We start from the raw sequence: 26,061 nt of genomic DNA on the forward strand, positions 1-26,061 counted from the left end.
CTGGGGTGAGGGGAAAACCACCAAAATAACGCACTAAGCGCTGAAAATTGCACCAATCCCACCAAATATCCGCTTTACATGCACACATCGCGCACGTACCATTGAGCTAGTACAAAAGAACTCAAGGCCAACGGCCAATCAGGAGCAATAATGTCTGCGGACACCATCCAGAAGCTTTCCCGCCCTTCCGTCCTCGGTGGCGCGATGATCATTGCCGGCACCGCCGTAGGTGCAGGTATGTTCTCTATCCCTATCGTAACTTCTGGCGTGTGGTTCAGCGGCTCCGTGGCGCTGCTGATTTATACCTGGTTCTGTATGCTGATCTCCGGGCTGATGATTCTGGAAGCCACCATGAATTATCCGGCGGGCGCCAGCTTCCACACCGTGGTCAAAGATCTGCTTGGCAAAGGCTGGAATACCCTTAACAGCCTGTCGATCACCTTCGTACTCTATATTCTGACCTATGCCTATATCTCGGCGGGCGGTTCGATCATCGCCCATACGCTGGAAGGCGTCTTCGGCGCCAACCAAACTCTGTCTGGATTGGTGTTTGCCATCGTCGTGGCCTTTATCGTCTGGTTATCCACCCGCGCCGTGGATCGCCTTAGCACCATTCTGATCGGCGGCATGGTGATCACCTTTGTATTGTCCGTCGGTGATATGTTCACCCACGTGCAGCCTGCCGTGTTGTTCAACCAGGGCGGCAGCGACGCCAACTACCTGCCCTATGCGCTCGCGGCATTGCCTTACCTGCTGACCTCGTTCGGCTACCACGGCAACGTACCTGGTCTGGTGAAGTATTATCAAAAAGACAGCGGTGCCGTGGTGCGCAGCCTGGTATACGGCACCTTGCTGGCGCTGGCGATCTATATCCTGTGGCAGTATGTGATCCAGGGCAATATCGCCCGTGATGCCTTCAAGCAGGTGATCGCCGAAGGGGGCAACATCGGCAGCCTGCTCAAGCAGATGGGTAACGTTTCCAGTAGCTATGCCGTAGGCCAACTGCTTAACGCCTTCTCTTATATGGCGCTGGCCAGTTCATTCCTGGGGGTGTCGCTGGGGCTGTTTGATTTTCTCGCCGACTTCTTCAAGTTCAAGGATAACCAGGCAGGCCGCACCAAATCGGCACTGGTGACCTTTGTGCCGCCAACCCTGGCCGCGTTACTGTTCCCGAACGGTTTCCTTTACGCCATCGGTTTTGCTGGCCTGGCCGCCACCATTTGGGCGGTGATCGTTCCTGCCATGATGGCACGCGCCAGCCGCCGCCGTTTCCCACAGGCCAGCTATCGTGCTCCCGGCGGCCAAGGCATGATCCTGTTCATCATCCTGTTTGGGGCGATTAACGCCGTGGCCCACGTGCTAACGCTATTAGATCTGCTGCCGGTGTTCAAATAAGCCTCAGGGGCGGCCACGGCCGCCCGTTTTCCCCACTCTTTTTGCGCGCGGCTCTTGCCTGAAAAGCACGGCGCGAGTAACTTGTCGCAACTTCCTAAAATCTATGTTGACAGGGTATTCCAATGGCAAGAGCGAACGAAATCAAGCGCGGTATGGCGATCAATTACAACGGCAAACTGCTGCTGGTAAAGGACATCGATGTCCAGAGCCCAAGCGCCCGTGGTGCCAGCACGCTGTATAAAATGCGCTTCTCCGACGTCCGTACCGGGCTGAAGGTAGAAGAGCGTTTTAAAGGCGATGATATTCTGGACACCATCAGCCTGTCCCGCCGCAAGGTAAACTTCTCCTATATTGACGGCGAAGAGTATGTGTTCATGGACGATGAAGACTACACCCCTTATATCTTCAAGAAAGATCAGATCGAAGATGAGCTGCTGTTCATCCCTGAAGCGGGCTTGCCGGGTATGCAGGTACTGACGCTGGATGGCCAGGTGTTGGCGTTGGAGCTGCCGCAGACCGTGGATATGGAGATTGTTGAAACCGCTCCGGGCATCAAAGGAGCCTCTGCCAGTGCGCGTAACAAACCGGCCACCATGGCGACCGGCCTGACCATTCTGGTACCGGAGTACCTGAGCAGCGGTGATAAAATCCGCATTCATATTGCAGAACGCCGCTATATGAGCCGCGCAGACTAGTCAACGGTAGGGGCGCAACCTGAGTGCGCCCTGCTTTTACTAGAGTAATTCCGGGAAAAACCGCCGCTTTAACGCCAGCTCGACCCCACGAACCTCCGCCAAACCTTTCAACCGACCAATGGCCGAATAGCCCGGATTGGTTTTCTTCTTCAGGTCGTCCAGCATCTGGTGACCATGGTCTGGTCGCATTGGGATAGGCCGCAGATCGCCCGCTTTATGACGGCGCTGTTCTTCTGCCAGGATAGCTTCAACCACCGCAACCATATCCACATCCCCTTGCAAGTGCGCCCCTTCATGGAAGGTTTTAGGGTTTTGCTCGCGGCAGGTAGCGCGCAGGTGGGTAAAGTGAATGCGATCGCCAAAGGTTTCAATCATCCGCACCAGATCGTTGTCCGCACGCACGCCGTAAGAACCGGTACACATGGTGAAGCCGTTATAGATGCTATCTACCGTCTCTTTCAGCCACTGCATATCTTCAATGGTGGAAACAATACGTGGCAAGCCGAGGATGGGGCGCGGTGGATCATCGGGATGCACTGCCAACCTGACACCCACCTCTTCCGCCACCGGCACGATAGCGCGCAGGAAGACGGCCATATTTTCGCGCAACTGCGCCTTATTGATATGATCGTACTCCGCCAGCCGGGCACGGAACTGATCGAGCGTGTATCCCTCTTCCGCCCCAGGTAACCCGGCAATGATGTTACCGGTCAGCTTGGCAATATCTGCCGTACTCATCGCCTTGAAATAGCTTTGGGCCTGGGCCTGCTCTTCGTCGGTGTAATCTTTTTCTGCCCCACGGCGGCACAGGATATGCAAATCGAAGGCCGCAAAGGCGATCTGATCAAAGCGTAAGGCCTTGGAACCGTCCGGCAGTGGGTATTCCAGATCGGTACGCGTCCAGTCGAGGATCGGCATAAAGTTGTAGCACACGGTATCAATGCCACATTCCGCCAGGTTGCGCAGCGATTGTTGATAGTTGGCGATATGACGTTGGTAGTTGCCGCTGTGGGTTTTAATTTCCTCGTGCACCGGGATACTTTCCACCACCGACCACACCAGTCCTTTTTCCGCCAACAGGGCCTGCCGCGCCTTGATCTGTTCAACCGGCCACACTTCGCCATTAGGGATATGGTGTAACGCGGTCACTACGCCGGTTGCACCTGCCTGACGCACATCGTCCAGCGAAACCGGATCGTTCGGCCCATACCAACGCCATGTTTGTTCCATTGATTTATCCTTGTAAAAGTCGCTCTGTCATCGTTGAAGCGGTATCGGTGGTGAGGTAGATCGCAAAATCAAATCAATCCTGTTATACCACATTGCAGTAGATATCATTCATCTTTAACCTTACTGATTAGCGGCGTGCTGTCAAAACAGAAACGTCGATTGATTGATCCAACTCACGATCCTGGGATATTTTGGACTGACCAATTTCATTCACCTCTCTACCGCCATACACTGGCGGTTGTTAACAGATACGCGAGAGCCGGGCATACACCTGCGGCTAACTGGTCTGATAGCTTTATACCAGCGATCAACCGGCCCTTGCTCTCGTCATGGAGCCATTAATGAAAACTATCGCCAACTCACCGTTGCCCGCCAAGACACAACTGCCCCAGTACGATCGCCAGAGCCTGCGCAGCCGAATTGTTCACCTGGGTTTTGGGGCTTTTCACCGCGCTCACCAGGCATTGCTGACCGACAGGGTACTCAACCGTAACGGCGGCGATTGGGGGATCTGCGAGATCAGCCTGTTCGGCGGCGATAAGCTATTCCAGACCCTGCGCGATCAGGATCACCTTTACACCGTGTTAGAAAAGGGCGCGGCGGGCGATCAGGCCATAGTTGTGGGAGCCGTTCACGAAAGCGTACATCGCAAATTAGAAGGCATCGACGCCGTGCTGGAAAAGCTGGCCGAACCGCAGGTGGCGATCGTCTCCATGACCATTACGGAGAAAGGCTACTGCATCGAACCGGGTAGCGGCCAACTGGATCTGCAACACGACGCGATCAAAGCCGATTTGGCTAATCCGACCCAACCCACCACGGTGCCGGGGATCCTCGTGGAAGCACTACGCCGGCGTCGAGAGCGCCATCTACCCGCCTTTAGCGTGTTGTCCTGCGACAACATTCCAGAGAACGGCCACGTGGTACGCAATGCGGTGACCGGGCTGGCCAAAGCGCGCGATCCACAACTCGCCGAGTGGATCGCTCAACACGTCACCTTCCCCAGCACCATGGTCGATCGCATCGTTCCGGCCGCTACGCCAGAAACGCTGGATGAAATCGCCGCCGCTTTGGGTGGCGTGCGTGATGAATGCGCTATTGCCTGTGAACCCTTCATTCAATGGGTGGTGGAAGATAATTTTGTCGCTGGCCGCCCACGCTGGGAGGATGCCGGTGTACAACTGGTGGATGATGTTCTGCCGTTCGAGCAAATGAAACTGCGGATGCTCAACGGCAGCCACTCCTTCCTGGCCTACCTCGGTTATCTAGCGGGTTACCAATACATTGTTGACTGCATGGCAGATGAGAATTATCGCCGCGCCGCACACCATTTGATGTTGAACGAGCAGGCTCCGACGCTGCAGGTCGCTGGCATCGATCTGGCCGCCTACGCCGAGCAGTTGATCGAACGTTACAGCAACCCGGCACTGCAACACCGCACCTGGCAGATCGCTATGGATGGCACGCAAAAGTTGCCTCAGCGCCTGCTGGAATCGATCCGCTGGCATCGGCAATATGGCGGTAGCCATGCGGGGCTCGCGCTTGGCGTCGCGGGCTGGATGCGTTATGTCGGTGGGATTGATGACGCAGGGCAATCGATTGATATCCGCGACCCGATGCTGGCCACGTTGCAACAGGCCGTCAGTTGTTCACAGGACGGTGAACCCCGCGTGGCTGCATTGCTGGCGTTGAAAAGCGTGTTTGGCGATCAGTTGCCAACGGATAGTGCGTTTGTGGCGGAAGTAACACGGGCCTATCTGTCATTGCGCGATCGAGGAGCGCGCCAGACGGTAAAAGATTGGGTAACCACCCAGTTGAATTGATCTCTATCGGCCGCCATGCCAATCAACCAGGCATGACGGCCACTTGACTGAATGTGGATTAACGGTATTCCACCGTCATTATTCCGAGTTTTTTTTGCTGATCCAACCACTTGATTTCGCTCTTGCCGAGATTCTCTGGCAACTCTTTGCTACCGCTCTCCAGGCTCGCTAACTGGTGTTTGCTGGTGTAGTTTTTCCCGTCGCGATAGCATTGCGTTTGTGCCGTTGAGTCAGCGACTTCCACCGTGCAAGGGCCTTCGACAATGGCACCATAGAAGTGGATCACGCCTCCGGTAGCTGCATTGGCCACGCCTGCTGCCAGCCATGAAAACAACATTCCTGCGATCAAAAACAACCGTAAGCTTTTCATGGGCACCTCACTTGTTATTAAGCCAATATAAACCTGAAAAAAAGTTCTTGGATTAAACGCAAGTTAGAGAGGTTTCATCTATTTATCATTTAGTTAGATGGGGTTCCACCTCTCTGGCGGCGCATAATTTATTGCCGCAAAATACAGATTTCAAGTCGGAAAAGTCTTAATTTGATATCCAGTAACGGCCAGTTGGCAGACGGCTTACCGTACGCAGTCCTGGTCAGTCGGTTGGGCAATGAAAGGTATGAAAACGAAACAAAGTGCGGGGTCTGGGGATGTCATGCCGAGCCCCACTCGGCATGACAGAGGACTTAACGATAAATTACCGTCATTATTGCGAGTTTTTTCTGCTGGTCTACCCACCGCATTTCGGTGGTACCGATATTCAGCGGAAGCTCTTTACTGCTGGCATCAAAACTTGCCAGCCTTTGCGTGCCTGTGTAGTTATGCCCGTTACGATAGCATTGGGTATTCGCCGTTGAGTTGCTAACATCTACCGTACAAGGCCCTTCGACAATGGCACCCACGAAGTTGATAACGCCACCTGTGGAACCCGCATGACTTGCTGCCATCCATGAAAACAACGCTCCTGCGATCATAATTAACCGTAAGCTATTCATGGCAACCTCACTTTTGTTAAGCCACTTTAAAGATAGGTTATTTTTTTAGGAATAATCGCAAGGATAGGTGGTTTTTTTTATGGCTAATCGGTGCATTAAGGTCGTGGAAACAATACGGTACGGTACAATTGACTTTGTTAATGCCACGTTTTTTATGGGAAAAGTCCTAACATTTCAGCAGAAAAAAAACGCCAAAAACAGGCGGTTTTCATGCTTATATTTGTGATCTGGCACGCCTATGTGCAAACGCGATAAAAAAGCAAATAATTGCTCACTTTCAATCAATTAAAAACATCATTAACGGGGATCTCCAAATGACAAAAACCAATCTGATCACAGGCTTTCTCGGTAGCGGGAAAACCACCACCATTCGACACCTGTTGGCCACCAAGCCGGAAAATGAGCGCTGGGCCGTGCTGGTCAACGAGTTTGGCGAGATTGGTATCGATGGCGCCCTGTTGGCCGACAGCGGTGCGGTGTTGAAAGAGATCCCCGGTGGCTGCATGTGCTGCGTTAACGGGTTACCTATGCAGGTAGGGTTGAATATGTTGTTGCAACAGACCAAACCCGATCGGTTACTGATTGAACCCACTGGATTAGGTCACCCCAAGCAGATCCTGGCGCTGTTGACTCAGGAAACCTATGGCGGATGGATCGATTTGCTGGCAACGATCTGTGTGCTTGATCCCCGCCAACTTGGCGAACCTCGCTATAGCGAAAATGAAAATTTTCGCGATCAACTGGCTGCGGCCGACGTCATCATCGCCAATAAAATGGATACCTGGCAGCCGCAAGATGCTCAGGCACTGGAAGCCTGGCAAACGTTACATGGCCAGCAGCGGCCGGTCTTTTCCATTGAGCAGGGGCGCATGGATATCACGCTGTTGGATCGGCCACGCACCAATTGCACAGAATTGCCGGACGCACAGCATCATCATAGCCACGCCAAGACCCAAGGATTAGCGGCGTTGCGTTTGCCTGAAAACTCCCGCTGGCGCCGAGCCCTCAACCAAGGCCAAGGATTCACCAGCTGCGGCTGGATTTTCGATGGGGAAACCGTCTTTGATACCGTCGGTATGATGGAATGGATCAGGCTAGCTCCGGTTGAGCGGGCCAAGGCGGTCGTACGCATTGCCGAAGGCAGTTTGCTGATCAACCGCCAAGGGCAGGATCTCAGTATCGAGACGCGTCCCACCGCTCCGCTCGACAGCCGTATCGAATTGATCCACAGCGACGAGGCCAACTGGAATGCTTTGCAATCGGCCTTGTTTAATATCCGTTTAAGTTAATGCTTTTAACGTTGGCATTATTTTTTTGATTTTTTTACAGGTTAGCCATGACACGCCGCAATTTACCCTTCATCCTCATGCTCAACGTCTTGGGCATCGTGCTATTTCTTTCCTGGTATTTACCCAAGGATCACGGGTTCTGGTTCAAGATTGACTCAGCAATCTTTTTCTTCTTCAACCAACATCTGGCCAGCGATGCCTGGTTTCTGAGAATGGTGGCGATCACCAACAATCGAATATTCGACGTCATTTCGCTCATCGCCATGGGGCTACTGTACCTTTTCTTCTACCTCAAGCAGGATGCCTTTGGACGCCGCCGTCTGATCGTTACCGGCGTCGTGATGTTGTTAACGGGAGTGGTGCTCAACCAGTTTGGTCACCTGCTGCCGGTAAAACACGCCAGCCCCACCCTGACCTTTGACAATATCAACCGGGTCAGCGAACTCACCGGGATCCCAACCAAAGACGCCTCCAGCGACAGCTTCCCTGGCGATCATGGCATGATGCTGTTGATTTTCTCCTGCTTTATGCTGCGCTACTTTAACCGCACGGCATTTGCCATCGCGCTGCTGATCACCCTGGTCTTCTGCCTGCCACGCATCATGATCGGTGCACATTGGTTTACCGATATTGCCGTCGGTTCGCTGTCGGTGGTGATGGTCGGTACCAGTTGGTGGCTGATGACTCCGGCCAGCGATGTTGTGATCCACTGGTTGAACTGCAGATTACCTGGTAAGTATCGCCCAACGCAGCCATAACTTTAGATTATGATAGCCGGGAGGCCAGCGCCTCTCGGTGATTTACCTGTCGCATCTTGTTTACTCAACAACCACACCGTTAACATGCCTACCCCATTAATTAACGCCAATCCAACATAACCGCTGAACCGCGTTTTTTTATATGAAGATTTACATTATGTTACATCACAATTTCATATAAAGAATGTCGGAAAAAGGCTCGCAATCCTCACTTCATTCCGGTACTCTCGGATGCGTTTGTGCCTGGTTTGGCTTGGCTCGTTAGTAAAAATCCGAAAACTGTGCGTTCCTGCACATTTCCGATGCTAACTGATTGTCCTTCCTGCCGGTGCCAACTAGTCTCGTTCCGTTTGGTATTTTTCAGATAACGACTAGCGTCGTTAAGGACTTCAAGGGAAAACAATTACAATGGTCAAATCTCAACCTTTTCTGAGATATTTTTTGCGGGTGTTACCTGCAATTGCGGCAGCCTTGGTGCTCTCCGCCTGTAGCTCAACAAACACTTCGAAGTTAGATAGATCACAAACTGAGATGCATGCAGTTAATGACAAAAACGGTCTTTTACTGCAAGCCTCTCAGGATGAATTCGAAGCGATGGTACGTAACGTTGACGTCAAGTCAAAGATTATGGACCAGTATGCTGATTGGAAAGGCGTCCGCTATCGTTTAGGTGGTGAAAGCAAGCGCGGCATTGATTGCTCGGCGTTTGTACAACGAACCTTCCGCGAACAGTTTGGTATGGATCTGCCCCGCTCAACCTATGAGCAAGAAGATATGGGCAAGCAAATCCAACGCGCCAAACTGCGCCCAGGTGATTTAGTGCTGTTCCGCGCCGGTTCTACTGGCCGCCACGTCGGCATCTATCTGGGTAATGACAAATTCGTTCATGCCTCTACCAGCAGTGGTGTGACAATCTCCAGCCTTTCGGATAACTATTGGGATAAACGTTATCGTGAAGGCCGCCGGTTACTGGGTAAAAGTTCCAGCTAACGGCGTAGTATCTGAATCAAGTCCTGAAAACCAAACAAACGAGACGAGAACGCTGCCCCAGGGCAGCGTTTTTTTTCACTGTAACGCTGGCGCCGAACAAACCCGCATCGCTATTTTCGATTATCACTGCGCCAGAAACCACGCAACGGTTGAAAAAATAGCCTATCATCGTCAAGTGACATGCCATTTCGTCACGCGCTATTTACGCTGTGTCTAAACAGACAGCCTTAGCGCAAGCCAAGCGAATAATGACGCAGGCAGGATCGGTGGGATATATTAATCACCAATAATATAACAAGAATATTTTTATGCTGCGCTCAGGGGGCGAGTAATGGGATTGAAGGGAGCATTTGCACGCCATGCGTCCAACACACGGCGTAGCCTGACTAAAAGCTGTATTGTCGCAGTCGTTTTCTTCCTTGTTTTTACCTCTGTCACTTTATTTCTGATCGATCATCAGCGCACGCAATATCAGCATAAAATCGAAACCCGTACGCAAAAATATGCCGTTAATTATCTCGATTATCTGCAAGAAATCATGCAGCAAATCATGCCGCTTACGGGGAAATCCTGCGAACAGGCCAAGTCCGACCTGACCTATCGTGCCGCTTTTACCACCGGCGTACGCACCTTTGTGCTGGTCAAAGACGGCTTTGCCTATTGCTCTTCGGCAACCGGTAACATGATGCTGGGAATGAGCCATATCTATTCCGATATTGACTGGCATAAACCACTGGATATGGCATTACAGCAAGGCACACCGATGGTACCGGGAAAACCGGCGATTGCCGTGTGGCTGCGCCAACCCGGGCCAGGCAACACCGGCATATTAGCCACGCTGGATCTCACCCTGGCGCCCTACCTGCTGCTCAGTTCACCCGATAGAGATACTCCCGGATTTGCCATCGTGATCGGCGAGCATGCGGTAACCACCTTCGGCACTAATATGATGCCGCTGGCGCAATTACCTAAAAGCCAAGCCAGCCGGCTAGCCGTCCCGGGCTATCCACTGAGTATGATCTTCTACCATCAATCCCTGACGGCTAATGATATCCGTTTGACCGTGTTGGGCAGCCTGGTGCTCTCCCTGATGGTGGGTGCGCTGTATTACTATATGCAGATACTGCGTCAAAGCCCCGAACGCGCGCTGATGAGAGGCATCAAACACAATGAGATCTTTGTTGAATATCAACCAGTGTTCCATTCCGCAACCAACACCATCGCCGGTCTTGAGGCATTGATACGCTGGCAGCATCCCACCGAGGGGCGCATTCCACCCGATCTGTTTATCCCCTATGCCGAAAGCGAAGGGCTGATCGTGGCGTTGACCCGCCACCTGTTCCGTAGGATCGTGGCCGATATCCCGCAATTGGTGCAAGCTCTGCCACGGGGCGCCAAACTGGGCATCAATCTTGCCCCTTCTCACCTTAATGCGCCTTCGTTCCATGACGATATCACCGAACTGCTGGCTAAGTTGCCGACCGACTATTTCACCGTGGTGTTTGAAATCACCGAGCGCGGCATGGTGGAAGAACAAAACGCCTTGGAAGAGTTTGAGTGGCTGCACCGCCAGGGCGTTGAGATCGCCGTGGATGACTTTGGTACCGGCCACAGCGCCTTAATCTATCTACAACGCTTCACCCTGGATTACCTCAAGATCGACCGCGGGTTTGTCAATACCATCGGCCAGGATACGGCGACCGCTCCCGTCCTGGATGCTGTGATCTCGTTGTCTAAAAAACTGAACATGCTGACCGTGGCGGAAGGGGTAGAAACCGCCGAACAGGTGAGTTTCCTGCAAGAACGCGACGTTAATTTTATGCAGGGCTATTATTTCAGTAAGCCACTGGGGATTGAGGAGTTTGTGGCCTTTTGCCAGAATAAGGCCGTTTTTGATTATCGGGCCGCAGTTAATCCCTGATATTTAAACTTCTTTACTCAGAAAACCAGCCTGAAATGCTATGCTACCGGCTGGATTAATTGACTTATATCCGACGTATTCCAAGTCTTGGCTTGAAAGGCGACGGGTATAGATAGCAGGAGCTTACCGTAGAGATGTCCGTACGCATTTTTGCTGCCTTGGTGCTTTCGGCACTCAGTTTTAGCATGCAGGCCGAAACCCTTAATGAAAGCTACGCTTTCGCCACGCTCGGTGAGCCGAAATATTCCACCGACTTTAGCCATTTTGACTACGTGAACCCGGCGGCCCCCAAGGGCGGCGATGTTCGGCTGGCAGCCATCGGCACCTATGATAACTTCAACCGTTTCGCCTCGCGTGGCGTGCCCGGTGAAAGAACCGGGGAACTCTACGATACGCTGTTCACCAGCTCGGACGATGAGCCTTCCAGCTATTATCCTTTGATTGCTGAATCGGCTCGTTACCCGGCAGATATGCGTTGGATGGAGCTGGATATCAACCCACGCGCGCGCTTCCATGATGGTAGCCCGATCACCGCCGCCGACGTGGCCTTCACCTTCAACAAATTTATGACCGAAGGGGTGCCGCAATTCCGTTCTATTTACAAAGGCGTCATAGTCAAGGCTATCTCCCGTCTGACGGTACGCATAGAACTCCCGGAGCCAGATAAAGATAAGCTACTCGGCCTATTAAACTTACCCATCATGCCAGAAAGCTTCTGGAAAGATCATAAACTGAATGAGCCACTGAGTATTCCTCCACTCGGCAGTGGGCCATATAAAATCGGCAGCTACCGATTGGGCCAGTACATTACCTACGAGCGCGTACGCGACTATTGGGCCGCCAATCTGCCAGTGAATCGTGGGCGCTATAACTTCGATACGCTGCGTTATGACTATTACCTGGACGATAAGGTGGCGCTGGAAGCCTTTAAGGCCGGGGCTTACGATTTCCGCGTCGAAGGCTCGCCAAAAAGCTGGGCCACTCAATATCAGGGCGGCAACTTTGCACGCAACTTCATCATCAAGCAGGATGAAACCAATCAGGCGGCACAGAATGCCCGCTGGTTAGCGTTCAATATCCAGCGCCCGATTTTCGCCGATCGCCGAGTGCGGGAAGCCATTACCCTGGCCTTCGACTTCGACTGGATGAACAAGGCGCTGTATTACGATGCCTATCAGCGCGCCAACAGCTATTTCCAGAATACCGAGTACGCTGCCACCGGCTACCCAGATGCTGCGGAACTGGCCTGGCTGGCCCCGCTGAAAGGCAAAGTGCCAGCAGAAGTGTTTACCTCGATCTATCAGCCTCCAACATCCGACGGCAGCGGCAATGATCGAGCTAACCTGCTGAAAGCCACCGAGTTGCTTAAACAGGCCGGCTGGGAAGTGAAAAACCAGCAGTTGGTCAACAGCAAAACCGGTAAACCCTTTACCTTTGAGCTGATGCTACCAAGCGGTAGCAATTTCCAATATGTGCTGCCTTTCCAGCATAACCTGAAGCGATTGGGCATCGATATGCAGATCCGTGAGATCGATGTCAGTCAATTCACCCGCCGCATGCGTGAACGTGACTTTGATATGATGCCGACGGTGTACCCTGCAATGCCTTTTCCCAGCACCTCACTACAAACCCGTTGGGATTCAGATTATATCACCTCGAGTTGGAATACCCCCGGCGTCAGCGATCCAGCTATAGATGACCTGGTACGGAAAATAGTGAAGCATCAAGGGGATGAAAAAGCGTTACTGTCCCTTGGCCGTGCGCTGGATCGGGTGTTGACCTGGAACATGTATATGCTGCCGATGTGGTACTCCAATCACGACCGTTACGCCTATTGGGACAAATTCTCTTCGCCAGCGGTACGCCCGGCCTATTCAATCGGGTTCGACAACTGGTGGTTCGACGTCAACAAGGCGGCACGCTTGCCGGCGCAACGGCAATAAGGAGCCTCCGGTGGCCGCTTATCTGATACGCAGATTACTGCTGGTGATCCCCACGCTGTGGGCGATCATCACCATTAACTTTTTCATCGTGCAAATCGCCCCCGGTGGGCCGGTCGACCAGGCCATTGCCTCTATTGAGATGGGGCAAACCAGCGGATTTGGCGGCGGTGGCGCGGGTGAAGGCCTTGGGCACATGAAGGCTGGCGCGGGCAACGTGGCCGAAGGCCAATACCGTGGCTCACGCGGCCTGGATCCCGAAGTGATCGCCGAGATCACCAAGCGTTACGGCTTCGACAAGCCGCTCCACGAACGCTATTTCACCATGCTGTGGAACTATATGCGCCTCGATTTCGGCGAAAGCCTGTTCCGCGGTGCCTCGGTGATGCAGCTGATTGGCCAGAGTCTGCCGGTTTCCGCGACCCTGGGGCTATGGAGTACACTGATCATCTATCTGGTGTCGATCCCGCTGGGTATCCGTAAGGCCATCCACAACGGCAGCGCCTTTGACACCTGGAGCAGCACGCTGATTATCATCGGCTACGCCATTCCGGCATTCCTGTTCGCCATCCTGATGATCGTGCTATTCGCCGGTGGCAGCTATCTGGACTGGTTCCCGCTGCGCGGGCTGGTTTCCAGCAACTTCGACACGCTGCCGTGGTACGGTAAAATCACCGATTATCTGTGGCACATTACCCTGCCGGTACTGGCAACGGTGATCGGCGGCTTTGCCGCCCTGACCATGCTGACCAAAAACTCGTTTCTTGATGAGATCCGCAAACAGTACGTGGTCACCGCCCGCGCCAAAGGGCTGGACGAGAAGAAAATCCTTTACCGCCACGTGTTCCGTAACGCCATGCTGCTGGTGATCGCCGGTTTCCCGGCCACCTTTATCAGCATGTTTTTCACCGGTTCGTTGTTAATCGAAGTGATGTTCTCGCTCAACGGCCTCGGGCTGCTGGGCTACGATGCCACCCTGCAACGCGACTATCCGGTGATGTTCGGAACGCTTTACATATTTACCCTGATCGGCCTGCTGTTGAATATCGTCAGCGATATCACCTATACCCTGGTCGATCCGCGCATTGATTTCGAGGGCCGTCAATGAGCCGCTTAAGCCCTATCAATCAGGCCCGCTGGGCACGTTTTCGCAGCAACCGCCGTGGTTACTGGTCGTTGTGGATTTTTCTGGTGGCCTTTGCGCTCAGCCTGGCCGCCAACCTGATCGCCAACGACCGGCCGTTGCTGGTGCGCTATGAGGGCCGCCTGTATGTGCCCTTTATGGTTAACTATAGCGAAACGACCTTCGGTGGGGAGCTGAATACCACTACCGATTTTCAGGATCCCTTTGTTATCAAGCAGATTGAGCAACACGGCTGGGCCATCTGGGCCCCGATCCGCTTTAGCTACAACACCATCAACTTTGCCACCGAAGTGCCCTTCCCATCGCCTCCGTCACGCCAAAACCTACTTGGCACCGACAGTAACGGCAGCGATGTGCTGGCCCGGGTGCTGTACGGTTTCCGTATCTCAATGCTGTTCGGGCTGGCGCTAACGCTGTGTTCCAGCGTGATTGGTATCTGTGCGGGAGCGACGCAGGGCTATTACGGCGGCCGATTCGATCTTTGGGGGCAACGGCTGATCGAGGTTTGGTCGGGGATGCCAACGCTGTTCCTGATCATCCTGCTGTCCAGCATCATCCAACCCAATTTCTGGTGGCTGTTGGGCATCACCATCCTGTTTGGTTGGATGAGCCTGGTGGGCGTAGTGCGTGCCGAATTCCTGCGTACCCGTAATTACGACTACATTCGTGCCGCCAGAGCGATGGGCGTGCCGGATCGCGTGATTATGTATCGCCACATGCTGCCTAACGCCATGGTGGCCACTCTGACCTTCCTGCCGTTTATTCTGTGCGGTTCGATCACCACCCTCACCTCTCTCGATTTCCTCGGGTTCGGCTTGCCGCTCGGTTCGCCTTCGTTGGGTGAGCTCCTTCTACAGGGCAAAAACAACCTGCAAGCTCCGTGGTTGGGCATTACCGCCTTCCTGGTGCTGGCAGTGTTGCTCTCACTGTTAATCTTTATCGGCGAAGCGGTGCGCGACGCCTTCGACCCAAGCAAGGCGCATTAATATGACCACTCCTCTGCTCGCTATTCAGGATCTCAGCATCGCCTTCCGCCAGGGGGGCAACTTGAATCAGGTGGTCAACGGTGTCTCGTTACAGGTGGAACAAGGGGAGACGCTGGCGTTAGTGGGTGAATCAGGCTCAGGCAAAAGCGTCACCGCCCTCTCCGTACTGCGGTTGCTGCCTTCCCCGCCGGTGGTGTATCCCGGTGGGGATATTCTGTTTAACGGCAACTCACTGTTACATGCATCGGAAGCCGAACTACGCAAAGTGCGTGGCAACCAGATCTCGATGATTTTCCAGGAGCCGATGGTGTCGCTCAACCCGCTGCACACTATCGAAAAACAACTGGCTGAAGTGCTGATGCTCCACATGGGCATGCGCCGTGATAGCGCCCGTGCCGAAATCATCCAGTGCCTCGATCGGGTGGGCATACGTAACGCCAAAGGGCGCCTGAAGGATTATCCCCATCAACTCTCCGGCGGAGAACGTCAGCGCGTGATGATCGCCATGGCGGTGCTGACCAAACCCAAGCTGTTGATTGCCGACGAGCCAACTACCGCGCTAGACGTAACCATTCAAGCGCAGATCCTGATGCTGCTGAAAGAGTTAAAGCAGGAACTGGGGATGGGATTGCTGTTTATCACCCACAACCTGAACATCGTGCGCCGGTTGGCGGATAACGTGGCGGTGATGCGCCAAGGGTTGTGCGTAGAGCAAAATAGCCGTGACGGCCTGTTTAGCGCCCCACAGCACGCCTATACCCGTCAGCTATTGGCTGCGGAAGACGTGGGCGAGCCTCTGCCGCTTCCGGCCAGCAATAAGCCTATGCCGCTGCTGAAAGTGGAACACCTGCAGGTCAGTTTCCCGATCAAACGTGGCCTGTTACGGCGTATCGTCGATCAGAACTACGCGCTGAAAGATCTAAGCTTCGAGATACAGCCTGGGGAAAGCGTGGGCCTGGTGGGCGAATCGGGTTCAGGCAAGAGCACGACGGGCCTGGCGCTGCTGCGCTTGTTGAGCTCAAAAGGTGGGATATGGTTTGATGGCCAACCACTGCATCAGTTCAATAACCAGCAGATGTTGCCTTACCGCAGCCGGATGCAGATCGTGTTCCAGGACCCTTATTCCGCGCTGAATCCACGCCTGAACGTGCTGCAAATCATCGCCGAAGGGCTGGAGATCCACCAGCAACTGACCGCAGAGCAACGCGAACAGCGGGTGATTGAGGCGTTGGAGGAAGTCGGATTGGATCCGGCTCTGCGCTATCGTTATCCCACAGAGTTTTCGGGTGGGCAGCGCCAGCGTATCGCTATTGCCCGCGCGCTGATCCTGCAGCCGCAGCTGTTGATCCTGGATGAACCGACGTCCTCGTTGGATAAATCGGTACAGGCGCAGATCCTGACGCTGCTGAAGTCACTTCAGCTTCGTCACCGGCTGGCCTATCTGTTTATCAGCCACGATTTGCAGGTGGTACGATCGTTGTGCCATCAGGTGATCGTACTGCGTCAGGGAGAAGTCGTGGAGCAGGGTGACTGCCAAACGATTTTCAACGCACCTGCTGCTGCCTATACGCAGCAGTTATTGCAGTTGGTTGATTAGCGGCATCATTCAGAAGGGGTACTGCGCGCTGAGCTGCTCGGCAATCGCCGCACCGACGTTTTTCAATCGGCACATGGCGGCACTCTCATCGCATTGGTGAACGAACAGGCAAGGCTCGCCTTCCCATTCAACGATGGAGCAATTGACCTGGATCTCTTGCAGAGACAGGTTGAGCTGCTGCATGACCCGCCAGGCTTCGCGCCCGTCATGGCTGAGCAGCTTGAGGCCGATCAGATCGTTATCTTCGTCTATGCCGCTAAGCGGTATCGGTTCAACCTTGCTGCCGGTAAAACCTGATAGCCAACGATAACTTTGCGGCAAGCGATGCACTACCGAAAGCTGGAAACTATCCACATGAAATCCCTAGTATGAAAAGATGAAACACTTTTTACATCACAGGATGACTTAGTTATAGCCGGGATCATCCGACTTTGCCGCCCACAAATGTTATTTTTAAGTAAAATTTGCAACAAACAATTAACCACATCCTGCGCTTGCTGATATCACTCAGTTTTTCTCCACCGTAGAAGGTTCTCTCACGGCATTTTGCGACTCAGCTCGCATTTTTGCGTTATATGTAACCCTTTCCCGTCGCGATCTCAACATTTTTTTCTTGCAATGCGGTTACTTTACAATCGGTATAATTTTACATTATGCAAACATATCGCTCAAATGCCCAAGGCAGGTTAAATCAATAATACTTTGATTTAAAATAAAATAAGGCCAATTAACCGCTAAGAAAACGCCCCACCAACCAGCGGGTTGCACCTCTGGCCACCTGACAAAATAATGCTGCCATATTTAACAAAAAAACTACAGTTCGTTTGACCGCCGTTTAGTTAGCCTGCATATATTTAGCAACAAACTTAAACTTGCAAACAGGTAGATTGGGGTCTAATTGCCTTTGATCTCCCTCTCCCCAAGGAGAGGGAGCTGGGCCGGAGCTGTCATCAAGTGCAGAAGTCAGTCTGTGGTTCGTTCAGTAACATCAAGGGCGGAGATCAGGTACAGGACTTAACATGTGGCTCATTCATTGGAAGAGCAAAGGTGAGCTCAGTAACGATAAAACAGCTCGACCGGTCCCCTCTCCCTGTGGGAGAGGGTTAGGGTGAGGGGCAAATCAGGCAGGGTTATTGCGCGGGCGGCTGGCATAAAAATAGAACAACACCGCAACGATGCTGCACAGCGCCATCGATGAAACCATCGGCCATGCGCTTTTGCCTGGCGCCATGGACAGTATCGCCCCGACCAGCGCGCCAATGCTGAAGCGCAACGTCCCAGCCAGCGAAGAGGCTGTTCCCGCCATATGGGGGAAATCGTCCAGGATCACCGCCATCGCGTTAGACGAGATCATGGCGATACAGCCGAGATAAACCGCCACCCCGAGCACCAGTGCCCAGAAACCCAGCCCGCTGGCGGTGACTGCCAGCAACCATACACCCATCGTCAATTGCACAAATAGACCAAGGCGGAACATTTTGACCGCCCCCAGGCGGCGCACGTTGCGGCTATTGATCAGGGTCGTCAGGAACAGAAACACGATGTTCAGCGCAAAGTAATAACCAAAATGCTGCGGTGAAACGTTATTCAGCTCGATATAGACAAACGGCCCGGCGCTGAGGAAAGAAAACATCCCGGCAAACGAGAAAGCACTGGCCAGCATATAGCTCAGCACGCGCTTGTGGCGGAACAACGAGCCGAAATTCCTCAACGTGGTGCGCAGATGGAATTTTTGCCGCCGCTCCTTGGGCAACGTCTCCTTGATAAAGAACGCCACCAGTACCGACCCCAACAGCGCCGCTGCCCCCATGGTCCAGAAGATGGCATGCCAGCTGAACCATAGCAGCAGCACGCCACCGATCATCGGAGCCAACAATGGCGCAATGGTCATCACCAGGATCACGAACGACATCATGCGTGAGAACTCGTCCTTGGTGAACATGTCACGCATCAGGGCGTTGATCACCACGCTTGCCGCCGCTGCAGCCAGCCCGTGCAGGAAACGCAAGTTGATCAGTTGCTCCACCGATTGGGCCATCGCACAGGCCCCACCGGCGATAGCAAAAATCAGCGTGCCCCACAGGATCACCGGTTTGCGACCAATGCTGTCGGACATCGGCCCATAGAACAGTTGACCAACGGCAAAGCCCAGCATGTAGGCGCTGAGCGTCATCTGCACCCGGCCCGACTCCACGCCAAACTCCTGAGCGATTATCGGCATGCTGGGCAAGTACATGTCGATCGCCAACGGCATCAGCATGGACAGCAGGCCCAGAATAAAGATCAAACCGAGGTGAGAGGTCCGGTTCTGTTGCACGTTCAACGACTCCTTGGTCGGTCGCAAAAATTAATCCAGCAGGTGCGGGGCGCCTACGCTGGCAATCTCTTCTTCGGTCAGCGGGCGATATTCTCCCGGTGCCAAATCGTCATCCAACACAATGGCGCCAATACGCTCACGGTGTAATTCGATGACCCGGTTACCCACGGCTGCAAACATGCGCTTCACCTGATGGTAACGCCCTTCGCTTATGGTAAGACGCACCAGGGTATCTTCGATTTTTTCCAACTTCGCGGGCTTGGTCAGATCTTTTTCGTTATGCAGTTGCACGCCTTGCTCGAACTGCTGAGCAGTATCGGCGGCCAACGGATGTTCCAACGTCACCAGATAGGTTTTCTCACACTGGTGGCGCGGTGAGGTGATGCGGTGCGACCATTGGCCGTCATCGGTCATCAGTACCAGGCCGGTGGTATCAATATCCAGCCGCCCTGCCGCATGCAGCTTGTATGCAACGGGTTCATCCAGGAAATAGAGCACGGTTGGATGATCCGGGTCGTCGGTAGAGCACACATAACCCTGTGGCTTATTGAGCATGAAGTAACGTGGCCCGTTCAGCTGTGACAACACGTTGCCATCAAACCGCACTTCCTGTTCCGGAGCCAGCTTGAGCGCCCCGCTCTTGACCACTTCACCGTCTACGGTGACACGTTTTGCACGGAGTTCACGCGCTACCAGCGCACGGCTGATACCCAACTGCTGAGATAAAAACTTGTCCAGTCGCATTGAATCTGCTTTGCCTGTCGTTGTTATGATCGCATTGATCTGGTTGCTAAATATGACGCCCCGTTGTCGCACCAGGTGCAAAAAACAGGTTCGAAGAGGATGTTCGCGTAGGGAAGCCGCTTAGTATAGCGACGGAAACGATGCCATAACAGGAGTAATTTCCATGCTTCTCGCACTGCGTAGCCGCAGAAGGCATAATAATAGAAATTTTTCCGCCGTCTGAGGAGCAAAATGTCACAATTTCAGTGGAATGTTACAGCCCACTTCAGCGAGCGGTACTAACGCATGGCTTTTACCCTACGCCCCTATCAGTTGGAAGCGGTCGACGCCACCATCAAGCATTTCCGACAGCACCCTGAACCGGCCCTGATTGTGCTGCCAACCGGCGCTGGCAAAAGCCTGGTGATCGCCGAGTTGGCAAAACGCGCCCGTGGCCGGGTGTTAGTGCTAGCCCACGTTAAAGAGCTGGTGGCGCAAAACCATAGCAAATACTGCGCTTACGGCCTGGAGGCCGACATCTTCGCCGCCGGGCTACAGCAAAAAGAGAGCAGCGGTAAGGTGGTGTTTGGCAGCGTGCAATCGGTAGCACGTAATTTGTCGCTGTTCGACGGCGCATTTTCCTTGCTGATCGTCGACGAATGTCACCGCATCAGCGACGATGACGACAGCCAATACCAACAGATTATTCAACACCTGCAAAAAACCAACCCGCAGCTGCGCCTGCTTGGCCTGACGGCCACCCCTTACCGGCTGGGCAAAGGTTGGATCTATCAATATCACTACCACGGCATCACCCGTGGTGACGGCAACAGCCTGTTTCGCGACTGCATTTATGAACTGCCGTTGCGTTATATGATTAAACACGGCTTCCTGGTGCCGCCAGAACGGCTGGATATGCCGATCGTGCAGTACGATTTCAGCCGCCTGGAGGCCAGAAGCAACGGCCTGTTCAGCGAAGTGGATCTTAACCGCGAGCTGAAACAGCAAAACCGCATCACGCCGCACATCATCAGCCAGATCGTCGAATACGCCGAAACCCGTAAAGGCGTGATGATTTTCGCCTCCACGGTGGAACATGCTCGTGAAGTGCATGGTCTGTTGCCAAGTGGGGAGGCGGCTCTGGTCAGTGCCGAAACACCGCCAGGCGAGCGTGACGCGCTAATCGAAGCCTTTAAGCAACAGCAGTTGCGCTACCTGGTTAACGTGGCGGTGCTGACGACGGGTTTCGATGCACCGCATGTCGATCTGATCGCTATTTTGCGCCCTACCGAGTCCGTCAGCCTGTATCAGCAGATCGTCGGGCGCGGTTTACGGCTGGCCCCGGGCAAGACCGACTGCCTGATCCTGGACTACGCAGGCAATCCCCACGATTTGTTCACGCCGGAAGTCGGCGTCAGCAAACCCCACTCAGACAGCCAACCGGTGCAGGTCTTTTGCCCTGGCTGCGGTTTTGCCAACCTGTTTTGGGGCAAATGCACCGAGAACGGCGACATCATCGAGCACTACGGCCGCCGCTGTCAGGGCTGGCTGGAAGATGATGAGGGGCATCGCGAGCAATGTGACTACCGCTTCCGTTTCAAATGCTGCCCGCACTGCGGAGCAGAGAACGATATTGCGGCACGCCGCTGCCATCAGTGCCAGGAGGTTCTGGTCGATCCGGACGATATGCTGAAAGCCGCGCTGAAACTGAAGGATGCGCTAGTCCTGCGCTGTGGCGGAATGGAACTGCAAAGCGGCAAGGACGACAAAGGGGAATGGCTGAAAGCCACCTATTATGACGAAGATGGCACCAGTACTAGCGAACGGTTCCGCCTGCAAACGCCCGCACAACGCAAAGCCTTCGAGATGCTGTTCCTGCGTCCGCACCAACGGGCACCTGGCGTCCCCTTCGGTTGGCAAAACGCGGCGGACATTCTGGCTCAGCAGGCGCTGCTGCGCCATCCAGACTTCGTCGTCGCGCGCAAACGCGGCCAGTTCTGGCAGATACGTGAAAAAGTTTTTGATTATCAGGGCCGCTTTCGCCGTGCCAATGAGCTGTATTAGCCCCGTGCGGCAGGTTTTCATTGCCCAGCGAGCGGCTTTCCGTTAAAATGCCGCCCGCTTTACCTGGGTTCGCCCAGTGTGAAAGCAGGTTATCGAGCCTGTTACTGGGTCGCCTGTAGCAGGGTAAATTTTCTTTTAAGAGAAAAAACAATGTTCACTATCAACGTACAAGTACGTAAAGACCAGGGTAAGGGTGCGAGCCGCCGCCTGCGTGCAGCAAACAAATTCCCAGCTATCATCTATGGTGGCGAAGAAGCTGCGATTGCTATCGAACTAGACCATGATTCTGTAAAGAACATGGAAGTTAAACCAGAATTCTACAGCGAAGCAGTAGTTTTGGTTGTCGACGGTAAAGAAACCAAAGTTAAGGTTCAGGCTGTACAGCGTCACCCGTTCAAGCCAAAACTGGCTCACATCGACTTCGTTCGCGTTTAATCGCCACGTTATCGATTTTCGGGACGCCGAAGTGAAAAACGCCGCAATTGCGGCGTTTTTTATTGGCGGTCATTCAGCGATGCTTACTTGCCGCCCGTGCGACGTTGTAACTGATCGCGCAGATTCGGTGGCGTACCTCTGATCGTCAGGGTATCGGTGGCCGCATCCCAGAAAATGCGCTCCCCCAGCAGCATCGCATCAAAGTTCAGGCTGATACCGCCGCCGCTGCCGGCAAATTTGGTCAATTGGCGTAACGTGCCGCGATCCGCCGGGAAGCTATCTTCCAGCTCGTAGCCCTGTTCGCTGGAAAACTGCAGGAAATCCTTCTCACCCACCGGGGCTATCTCTTTTGACAGTTCCTGCAGCTCGATCTCTTCACCGGCCTGCAACTGCTCATTACAGTAGCTGTAAACCTGCTGACGTACCGTCTGGCGTTCGTGTTTGCCTAGTTGAGCATCGGCACAGTAATCATCCACCGCCTGTAACAAGCCACGGTTTTGCGCTTTGGTATCCAGCCCTTCCGACGCCGCCAGGAAATCCATAAAGAAATCGGAGACCTTGCGCCCTACCCGTCCTTTGAGGAATGTCAGATAGCGCGTCGATTGCGGGTTGGTTTCCCATTCGGTCAGATCGATACGCGCCACAATGTCCGCGTGGTTGATATCCAGATAGTGGGTAGTGCGGATATCCAACTCTTCATTGACACGCGTACTGTTGCAACTGTTCAGCACCGTAATCAACAAGTATTCTACCGCCAGATAGCGGTAATGGGCGAACAGCACCACGCCACCGTCGGCAAACGGATATTTGGCCAATTCGTCGCGCAGACGGCCGGTAGCAGCACGGCTAAATGCGAGGAAATCTTCATCACCCTTACGACAACTGCGCAACGCGTCCGCCAATTCGCTTTGATCGTTGAACAAGCCGTAAGCCTTACTCTTGGCGCTGTAAACGCGATGCAGCTCTGCCATCATCTCTTCCACCGCCGCATTGGTGGTAAGAAGGGAATCGCGCAACACCACTTCCAGCGTCTGCTCATCGCGTTTTACCAACTGGTGCAGTGCAATCTGCTCGATATCCAGACTCATGATCAATCCTCCTGTTCTTTGAGCGCGTATTCAAGCACTGACGAAGCCGAAAGACAACGGGCATGGCAATACCTTAACGATCTTCACGCTATAAAAGAGCGGAAAATCACGGCTCTATACGGTAAGATATGGGACTTTGTCGAGCTTTGAGCACAATCTTTATGCCACAATCATCTCGTTACAGTGACGAACACGTTGAACAACTGCTCTCTGAGCTGGTCAACGTTCTGGAAAAACACCATACTCCCACCGACCTCTCTTTGATGGTGCTGGGCAACATGGTAACCAATTTGATCAACACCAGTATTGCTCCCGCACAGCGGAAGACACTGGCCAGATCGTTTGCTGAAGCCCTGCAGGCTTCTATCCGTGAAGATAAAGCGCATTAATAATTACTTATGGTGACAAACCGTCAGCGTTATCGTGAAAAAGTCTCCCAGATGATTAGCTGGGGGCACTGGTTCGCCTTATTTAACATTCTGCTCAGTATCGGGTTGGGCAGCCGCTACCTGTTTGTTACCGACTGGCCGTCCTCACTGCTGGGGCGAGTCTATGCGTTGGTCAGCCTGATTGGGCAGTTCAGCTTTATTGTCTTTGCCGCCTACCTGCTGATCATCTTCCCGCTCACCTTTGTGGTGATGTCGCAGCGCCTGCTGCGATTTATTTCCGCGACGTTGGCCACCACTGGGCTGACGTTGCTGCTGGTCGACAGCGAAGTCTTTACCCACTTCCACCTGCACCTTAATCCGGTGGTGTGGGAGTTGGTCATCAACCCGGACCAAAGTGAGCTGGCGCGCGACTGGCAGTTGGTGTTTATCGCCGTACCGGTGATATTCCTGGTCGAAATGTTGTTTGCGACCTGGAGCTGGCAGAAACTGCGCAGCCTGAACCGGCGCAACTTCGGTAAACCGCTGGCGGTGCTGTTCATCTGTTCGTTCTTTGCTTCGCACCTGATTTATATCTGGGCGGATGCCAATTTCTATCGGCCGATCACCATGCAGCGCGCCAACCTGCCACTCTCTTACCCAATGACTGCGCGTAAGTTCCTGGAAAAACACGGCCTGCTCGATCAGCAAGAATATGAGCGCCGCCTGATGCAACAGGGCAATCCAGAAGCGGCGGCCGTTGAATACCCGCTCAATAGCCTGAACTACAGCGATAAAGGCAGCGGCTACAACCTGCTGATGATCGTGGTGAACGGCGTGCGTACCCAGGATTTGGCGCAAGACATGCCGGGCCTAAGCCGCTTTGCCCAGGAAAACATCCGCTTCAGTGACCATTACAGCTCCGGTAACCATGCGGACACCGGCCTGTTTGGCCTGTTCTACGGTATTTCACCTACCTATCTGGATGGCATTCTGGCCGGGCGCAAACCGGCCGCGTTGATTAGCGCACTGAGCGATCAAGGCTATCAGTTCGGCCTGTTCTCTTCAGATGGTTTCAACGCCACGCTTTACCGCCAGGCGCTCTTGACCGATTTCTCGCTCCCGCCGGAACCGTTCGTGCAGAGCGATGCTGCCACCACGCATCAATGGCAGAGCTGGTTAGCCACTCAGAGCGGAAATAGCCCTTGGTTCTCCTATATCAATTTCAGCGGTGCAAAGTTCCCCGAAGGTGACAATAAGCTCTCGCCGGAAGCCTTTACCCAACTCTATCGTACAGGCGCGAAAGACGTCGATGCACAGATTGAGCAGGTGCTGGCAACGCTGAAAGAAAAAGGCCTGCTGGATAAAACCGTGGTGGTGATCACCGCCGAGCACGGTATAGAATTCAACGATACCGGCAAAGGCAACTGGGGAGCGGGCAGCAGCTTTAACCGCAGTCAGTTGCAGGTTCCGTTGGTTATTCACTGGCCCGGCACGCCAGCACAAACCATCAATAAGTTGACCAATCATAACGATGTGATGCGTACGTTGATGCAACGTCTGCTGCATGTGAAAACACCGGCTAACGACTACTCGCAGGGCGAAGACCTGTTTGCCGCACAGCGAAAAAACAATTGGCTCGCCACCGGTGACGGCAGCCAGTTGGTGATCACCACGCCAACACAGACGCTGACATTGGATGGCAATGGCAACTACCGTGCCTACGATCAGGACGATAACGAGATCAAAGACGAGAAACCCCAGCTAGCGCTGCTGTTACAGGTGCTGACCGATGTAAAACGCTTTATCGCCAACTAACTGCTTAAATCTAGAGCAATCGGTGAGGTAGCTGCTTGAATTTACATCTGAAAACGGTAGTATAGGGTTCTGCGTCGGCATGTAGCGCAGCCTGGTAGCGCACCGTCATGGGGTGTCGGGGGTCGGAGGTTCGAATCCTCTCATGCCGACCAACTATTTATAGAAAAACCAACCACTTAGGGTTGGTTTTTTTATGTCTGGAATTTGGCAATGGTAAAATTGCCGGCGAAATGAGTGATTCAGTTCAATACGTCTATACAGTACTGAGCCTCTTTTACCAAGTCTGCTTATCCTATGTTTTAACTCCATCTTTCCGTTTTAGCCTCATTTATGCCCCATAACAACATAAAGGCGGCTGACACCGACAGATAGAAAAGCGATCGAGGAAATACTGCAGGAAACGTGGGAAAGTGCTGATGACTGATTTCAGACGTGAAAATTGCAAATTCGCGGATAGTGACTATATTTCATAACTTGATGCCACCACGGA

General features: G+C 53.5%; 23 protein-coding genes and 1 tRNA gene. 17 read left to right on the forward strand and 7 right to left on the reverse strand.

Annotation, left to right across the window (positions count from 1 at the left end):
• Positions 1-150: 150 nt before the first annotated feature.
• Both mtr and yeiP read left to right on the forward strand, forming a co-directional pair.
• Positions 151-1,395, forward strand: coding sequence for a tryptophan permease (mtr, locus tag ACKWMY_RS26615; protein WP_021805860.1), 1,245 nt, complete (start codon positions 151-153; stop codon positions 1,393-1,395).
• Between the two features lie 122 nt (positions 1,396-1,517).
• The gene (gene yeiP, locus ACKWMY_RS26620; RefSeq protein ID WP_021805861.1) at positions 1,518-2,090 is read left to right on the forward strand and encodes an elongation factor P-like protein YeiP; all 573 of its coding nucleotides are present in this window, start codon (positions 1,518-1,520) and stop codon (positions 2,088-2,090) included.
• A gap of 39 nt (positions 2,091-2,129) precedes the next feature.
• Here yeiP and uxuA read toward each other — a convergent pair whose 3' ends face one another.
• Positions 2,130-3,320: a mannonate dehydratase gene (uxuA, locus tag ACKWMY_RS26625; protein WP_024528053.1), complete on the reverse strand. Its 1,191-nt coding sequence runs from the start codon at positions 3,318-3,320 to the stop codon at positions 2,130-2,132.
• A 341-nt stretch (positions 3,321-3,661) separates the two neighbouring features.
• Here uxuA and ACKWMY_RS26630 point away from each other — a divergent pair, with 341 nt between their 5' ends.
• Positions 3,662-5,143: a mannitol dehydrogenase family protein gene (locus ACKWMY_RS26630; RefSeq protein ID WP_409487388.1), complete on the forward strand. Its 1,482-nt coding sequence runs from the start codon at positions 3,662-3,664 to the stop codon at positions 5,141-5,143.
• A gap of 58 nt (positions 5,144-5,201) precedes the next feature.
• Here ACKWMY_RS26630 and ACKWMY_RS26635 read toward each other — a convergent pair whose 3' ends face one another.
• On the reverse strand, positions 5,202-5,513 hold the full coding sequence (locus ACKWMY_RS26635; RefSeq protein ID WP_024528051.1) for a type 1 fimbrial protein: 312 nt from the start codon (positions 5,511-5,513) through the stop codon (positions 5,202-5,204).
• 314 nt (positions 5,514-5,827) lie between these two features.
• A complete protein-coding gene (locus ACKWMY_RS26640; protein WP_024528050.1) occupies positions 5,828-6,136 on the reverse strand; it encodes a type 1 fimbrial protein in 309 nt (102 codons plus the stop codon).
• A 314-nt stretch (positions 6,137-6,450) separates the two neighbouring features.
• On the opposite strand from ACKWMY_RS26640, the gene ACKWMY_RS26645 reads away from it, so the two are divergent.
• The 8 genes from ACKWMY_RS26645 to yejF all read left to right on the forward strand — a co-directional run bounded on the left by ACKWMY_RS26645 (position 6,451) and on the right by yejF (position 16,761).
• On the forward strand, positions 6,451-7,425 hold the full coding sequence (locus ACKWMY_RS26645) for a CobW family GTP-binding protein (protein ID WP_024528049.1): 975 nt from the start codon (positions 6,451-6,453) through the stop codon (positions 7,423-7,425).
• Between the two features lie 47 nt (positions 7,426-7,472).
• The gene (locus ACKWMY_RS26650) at positions 7,473-8,183 is read left to right on the forward strand and encodes a phosphatase PAP2 family protein (RefSeq protein ID WP_024528048.1); all 711 of its coding nucleotides are present in this window, start codon (positions 7,473-7,475) and stop codon (positions 8,181-8,183) included.
• Between the two features lie 408 nt (positions 8,184-8,591).
• The gene (gene mepS / locus ACKWMY_RS26655) at positions 8,592-9,173 is read left to right on the forward strand and encodes a bifunctional murein DD-endopeptidase/murein LD-carboxypeptidase (RefSeq protein WP_024528047.1); all 582 of its coding nucleotides are present in this window, start codon (positions 8,592-8,594) and stop codon (positions 9,171-9,173) included.
• A gap of 331 nt (positions 9,174-9,504) precedes the next feature.
• Positions 9,505-11,094, forward strand: coding sequence for a cyclic di-GMP phosphodiesterase (locus tag ACKWMY_RS26660; RefSeq protein WP_199063605.1), 1,590 nt, complete (start codon positions 9,505-9,507; stop codon positions 11,092-11,094).
• Between the two features lie 134 nt (positions 11,095-11,228).
• Entirely contained in the window at positions 11,229-13,037 is a 1,809-nt protein-coding gene (locus ACKWMY_RS26665) for an extracellular solute-binding protein (RefSeq protein ID WP_024528045.1), read from the forward strand.
• A 10-nt stretch (positions 13,038-13,047) separates the two neighbouring features.
• On the forward strand, positions 13,048-14,142 hold the full coding sequence (locus ACKWMY_RS26670) for a microcin C ABC transporter permease YejB (protein WP_021805871.1): 1,095 nt from the start codon (positions 13,048-13,050) through the stop codon (positions 14,140-14,142).
• Complete coding sequence (locus tag ACKWMY_RS26675) at positions 14,139-15,164, forward strand: ABC transporter permease (protein ID WP_024528044.1); 1,026 nt, start codon at positions 14,139-14,141, stop codon at positions 15,162-15,164. The genes ACKWMY_RS26670 and ACKWMY_RS26675 overlap by 4 nt, the downstream gene beginning before the upstream one ends.
• Position 15,165: 1 nt before the next feature.
• A complete protein-coding gene (gene yejF, locus ACKWMY_RS26680) occupies positions 15,166-16,761 on the forward strand; it encodes a microcin C ABC transporter ATP-binding protein YejF (protein ID WP_211136207.1) in 1,596 nt (531 codons plus the stop codon).
• Between the two features lie 9 nt (positions 16,762-16,770).
• Here the strand turns inward: yejF and ACKWMY_RS26685 are convergent, their stop codons facing one another.
• The 3 genes from ACKWMY_RS26685 to rsuA form a co-directional block, all read right to left on the reverse strand.
• A complete protein-coding gene (locus ACKWMY_RS26685) occupies positions 16,771-17,115 on the reverse strand; it encodes a YejG family protein (protein ID WP_021805874.1) in 345 nt (114 codons plus the stop codon).
• Between the two features lie 766 nt (positions 17,116-17,881).
• On the reverse strand, positions 17,882-19,078 hold the full coding sequence (locus ACKWMY_RS26690; RefSeq protein WP_024530608.1) for a Bcr/CflA family multidrug efflux MFS transporter: 1,197 nt from the start codon (positions 19,076-19,078) through the stop codon (positions 17,882-17,884).
• A gap of 30 nt (positions 19,079-19,108) precedes the next feature.
• The gene (gene rsuA, locus ACKWMY_RS26695) at positions 19,109-19,822 is read right to left on the reverse strand and encodes a 16S rRNA pseudouridine(516) synthase RsuA (protein WP_065683205.1); all 714 of its coding nucleotides are present in this window, start codon (positions 19,820-19,822) and stop codon (positions 19,109-19,111) included.
• A 285-nt stretch (positions 19,823-20,107) separates the two neighbouring features.
• Here rsuA and ACKWMY_RS26700 point away from each other — a divergent pair, with 285 nt between their 5' ends.
• Both ACKWMY_RS26700 and rplY read left to right on the forward strand, forming a co-directional pair.
• Positions 20,108-21,865: a DEAD/DEAH box helicase gene (locus tag ACKWMY_RS26700; protein ID WP_024530606.1), complete on the forward strand. Its 1,758-nt coding sequence runs from the start codon at positions 20,108-20,110 to the stop codon at positions 21,863-21,865.
• Positions 21,866-22,015: 150 nt separating this feature from the next.
• Positions 22,016-22,300: a 50S ribosomal protein L25 gene (rplY, locus tag ACKWMY_RS26705; protein ID WP_024486231.1), complete on the forward strand. Its 285-nt coding sequence runs from the start codon at positions 22,016-22,018 to the stop codon at positions 22,298-22,300.
• 83 nt (positions 22,301-22,383) lie between these two features.
• Here the strand turns inward: rplY and yejK are convergent, their stop codons facing one another.
• Positions 22,384-23,388 (reverse strand): nucleoid-associated protein YejK, encoded by a 1,005-nt coding sequence (gene yejK / locus ACKWMY_RS26710; RefSeq protein WP_409487389.1) that lies wholly within the window; start codon positions 23,386-23,388, stop codon positions 22,384-22,386.
• A 161-nt stretch (positions 23,389-23,549) separates the two neighbouring features.
• Here yejK and ACKWMY_RS26715 point away from each other — a divergent pair, with 161 nt between their 5' ends.
• From ACKWMY_RS26715 to ACKWMY_RS26730, 4 genes are all read left to right on the forward strand, one after another.
• Entirely contained in the window at positions 23,550-23,777 is a 228-nt protein-coding gene (locus tag ACKWMY_RS26715; RefSeq protein ID WP_021805879.1) for a YejL family protein, read from the forward strand.
• Between the two features lie 9 nt (positions 23,778-23,786).
• Positions 23,787-25,571: an LPS biosynthesis-modulating metalloenzyme YejM gene (gene yejM, locus ACKWMY_RS26720; protein WP_024530604.1), complete on the forward strand. Its 1,785-nt coding sequence runs from the start codon at positions 23,787-23,789 to the stop codon at positions 25,569-25,571.
• A gap of 75 nt (positions 25,572-25,646) precedes the next feature.
• Positions 25,647-25,723: transfer RNA gene (locus ACKWMY_RS26725), tRNA-Pro, on the forward strand.
• Positions 25,724-25,926: 203 nt separating this feature from the next.
• Positions 25,927-25,995 (forward strand): DinI-like family protein, encoded by a 69-nt coding sequence (locus ACKWMY_RS26730; RefSeq protein ID WP_071784449.1) that lies wholly within the window; start codon positions 25,927-25,929, stop codon positions 25,993-25,995.
• Positions 25,996-26,061 lie beyond the last annotated feature (66 nt).

Origin of the sequence: Serratia sp. J2, from assembly GCF_046269175.1 — a bacterium.
In the GTDB taxonomy this organism is placed as follows: Bacteria; Pseudomonadota; Gammaproteobacteria; order Enterobacterales; family Enterobacteriaceae; genus Chania; species Chania fonticola_C.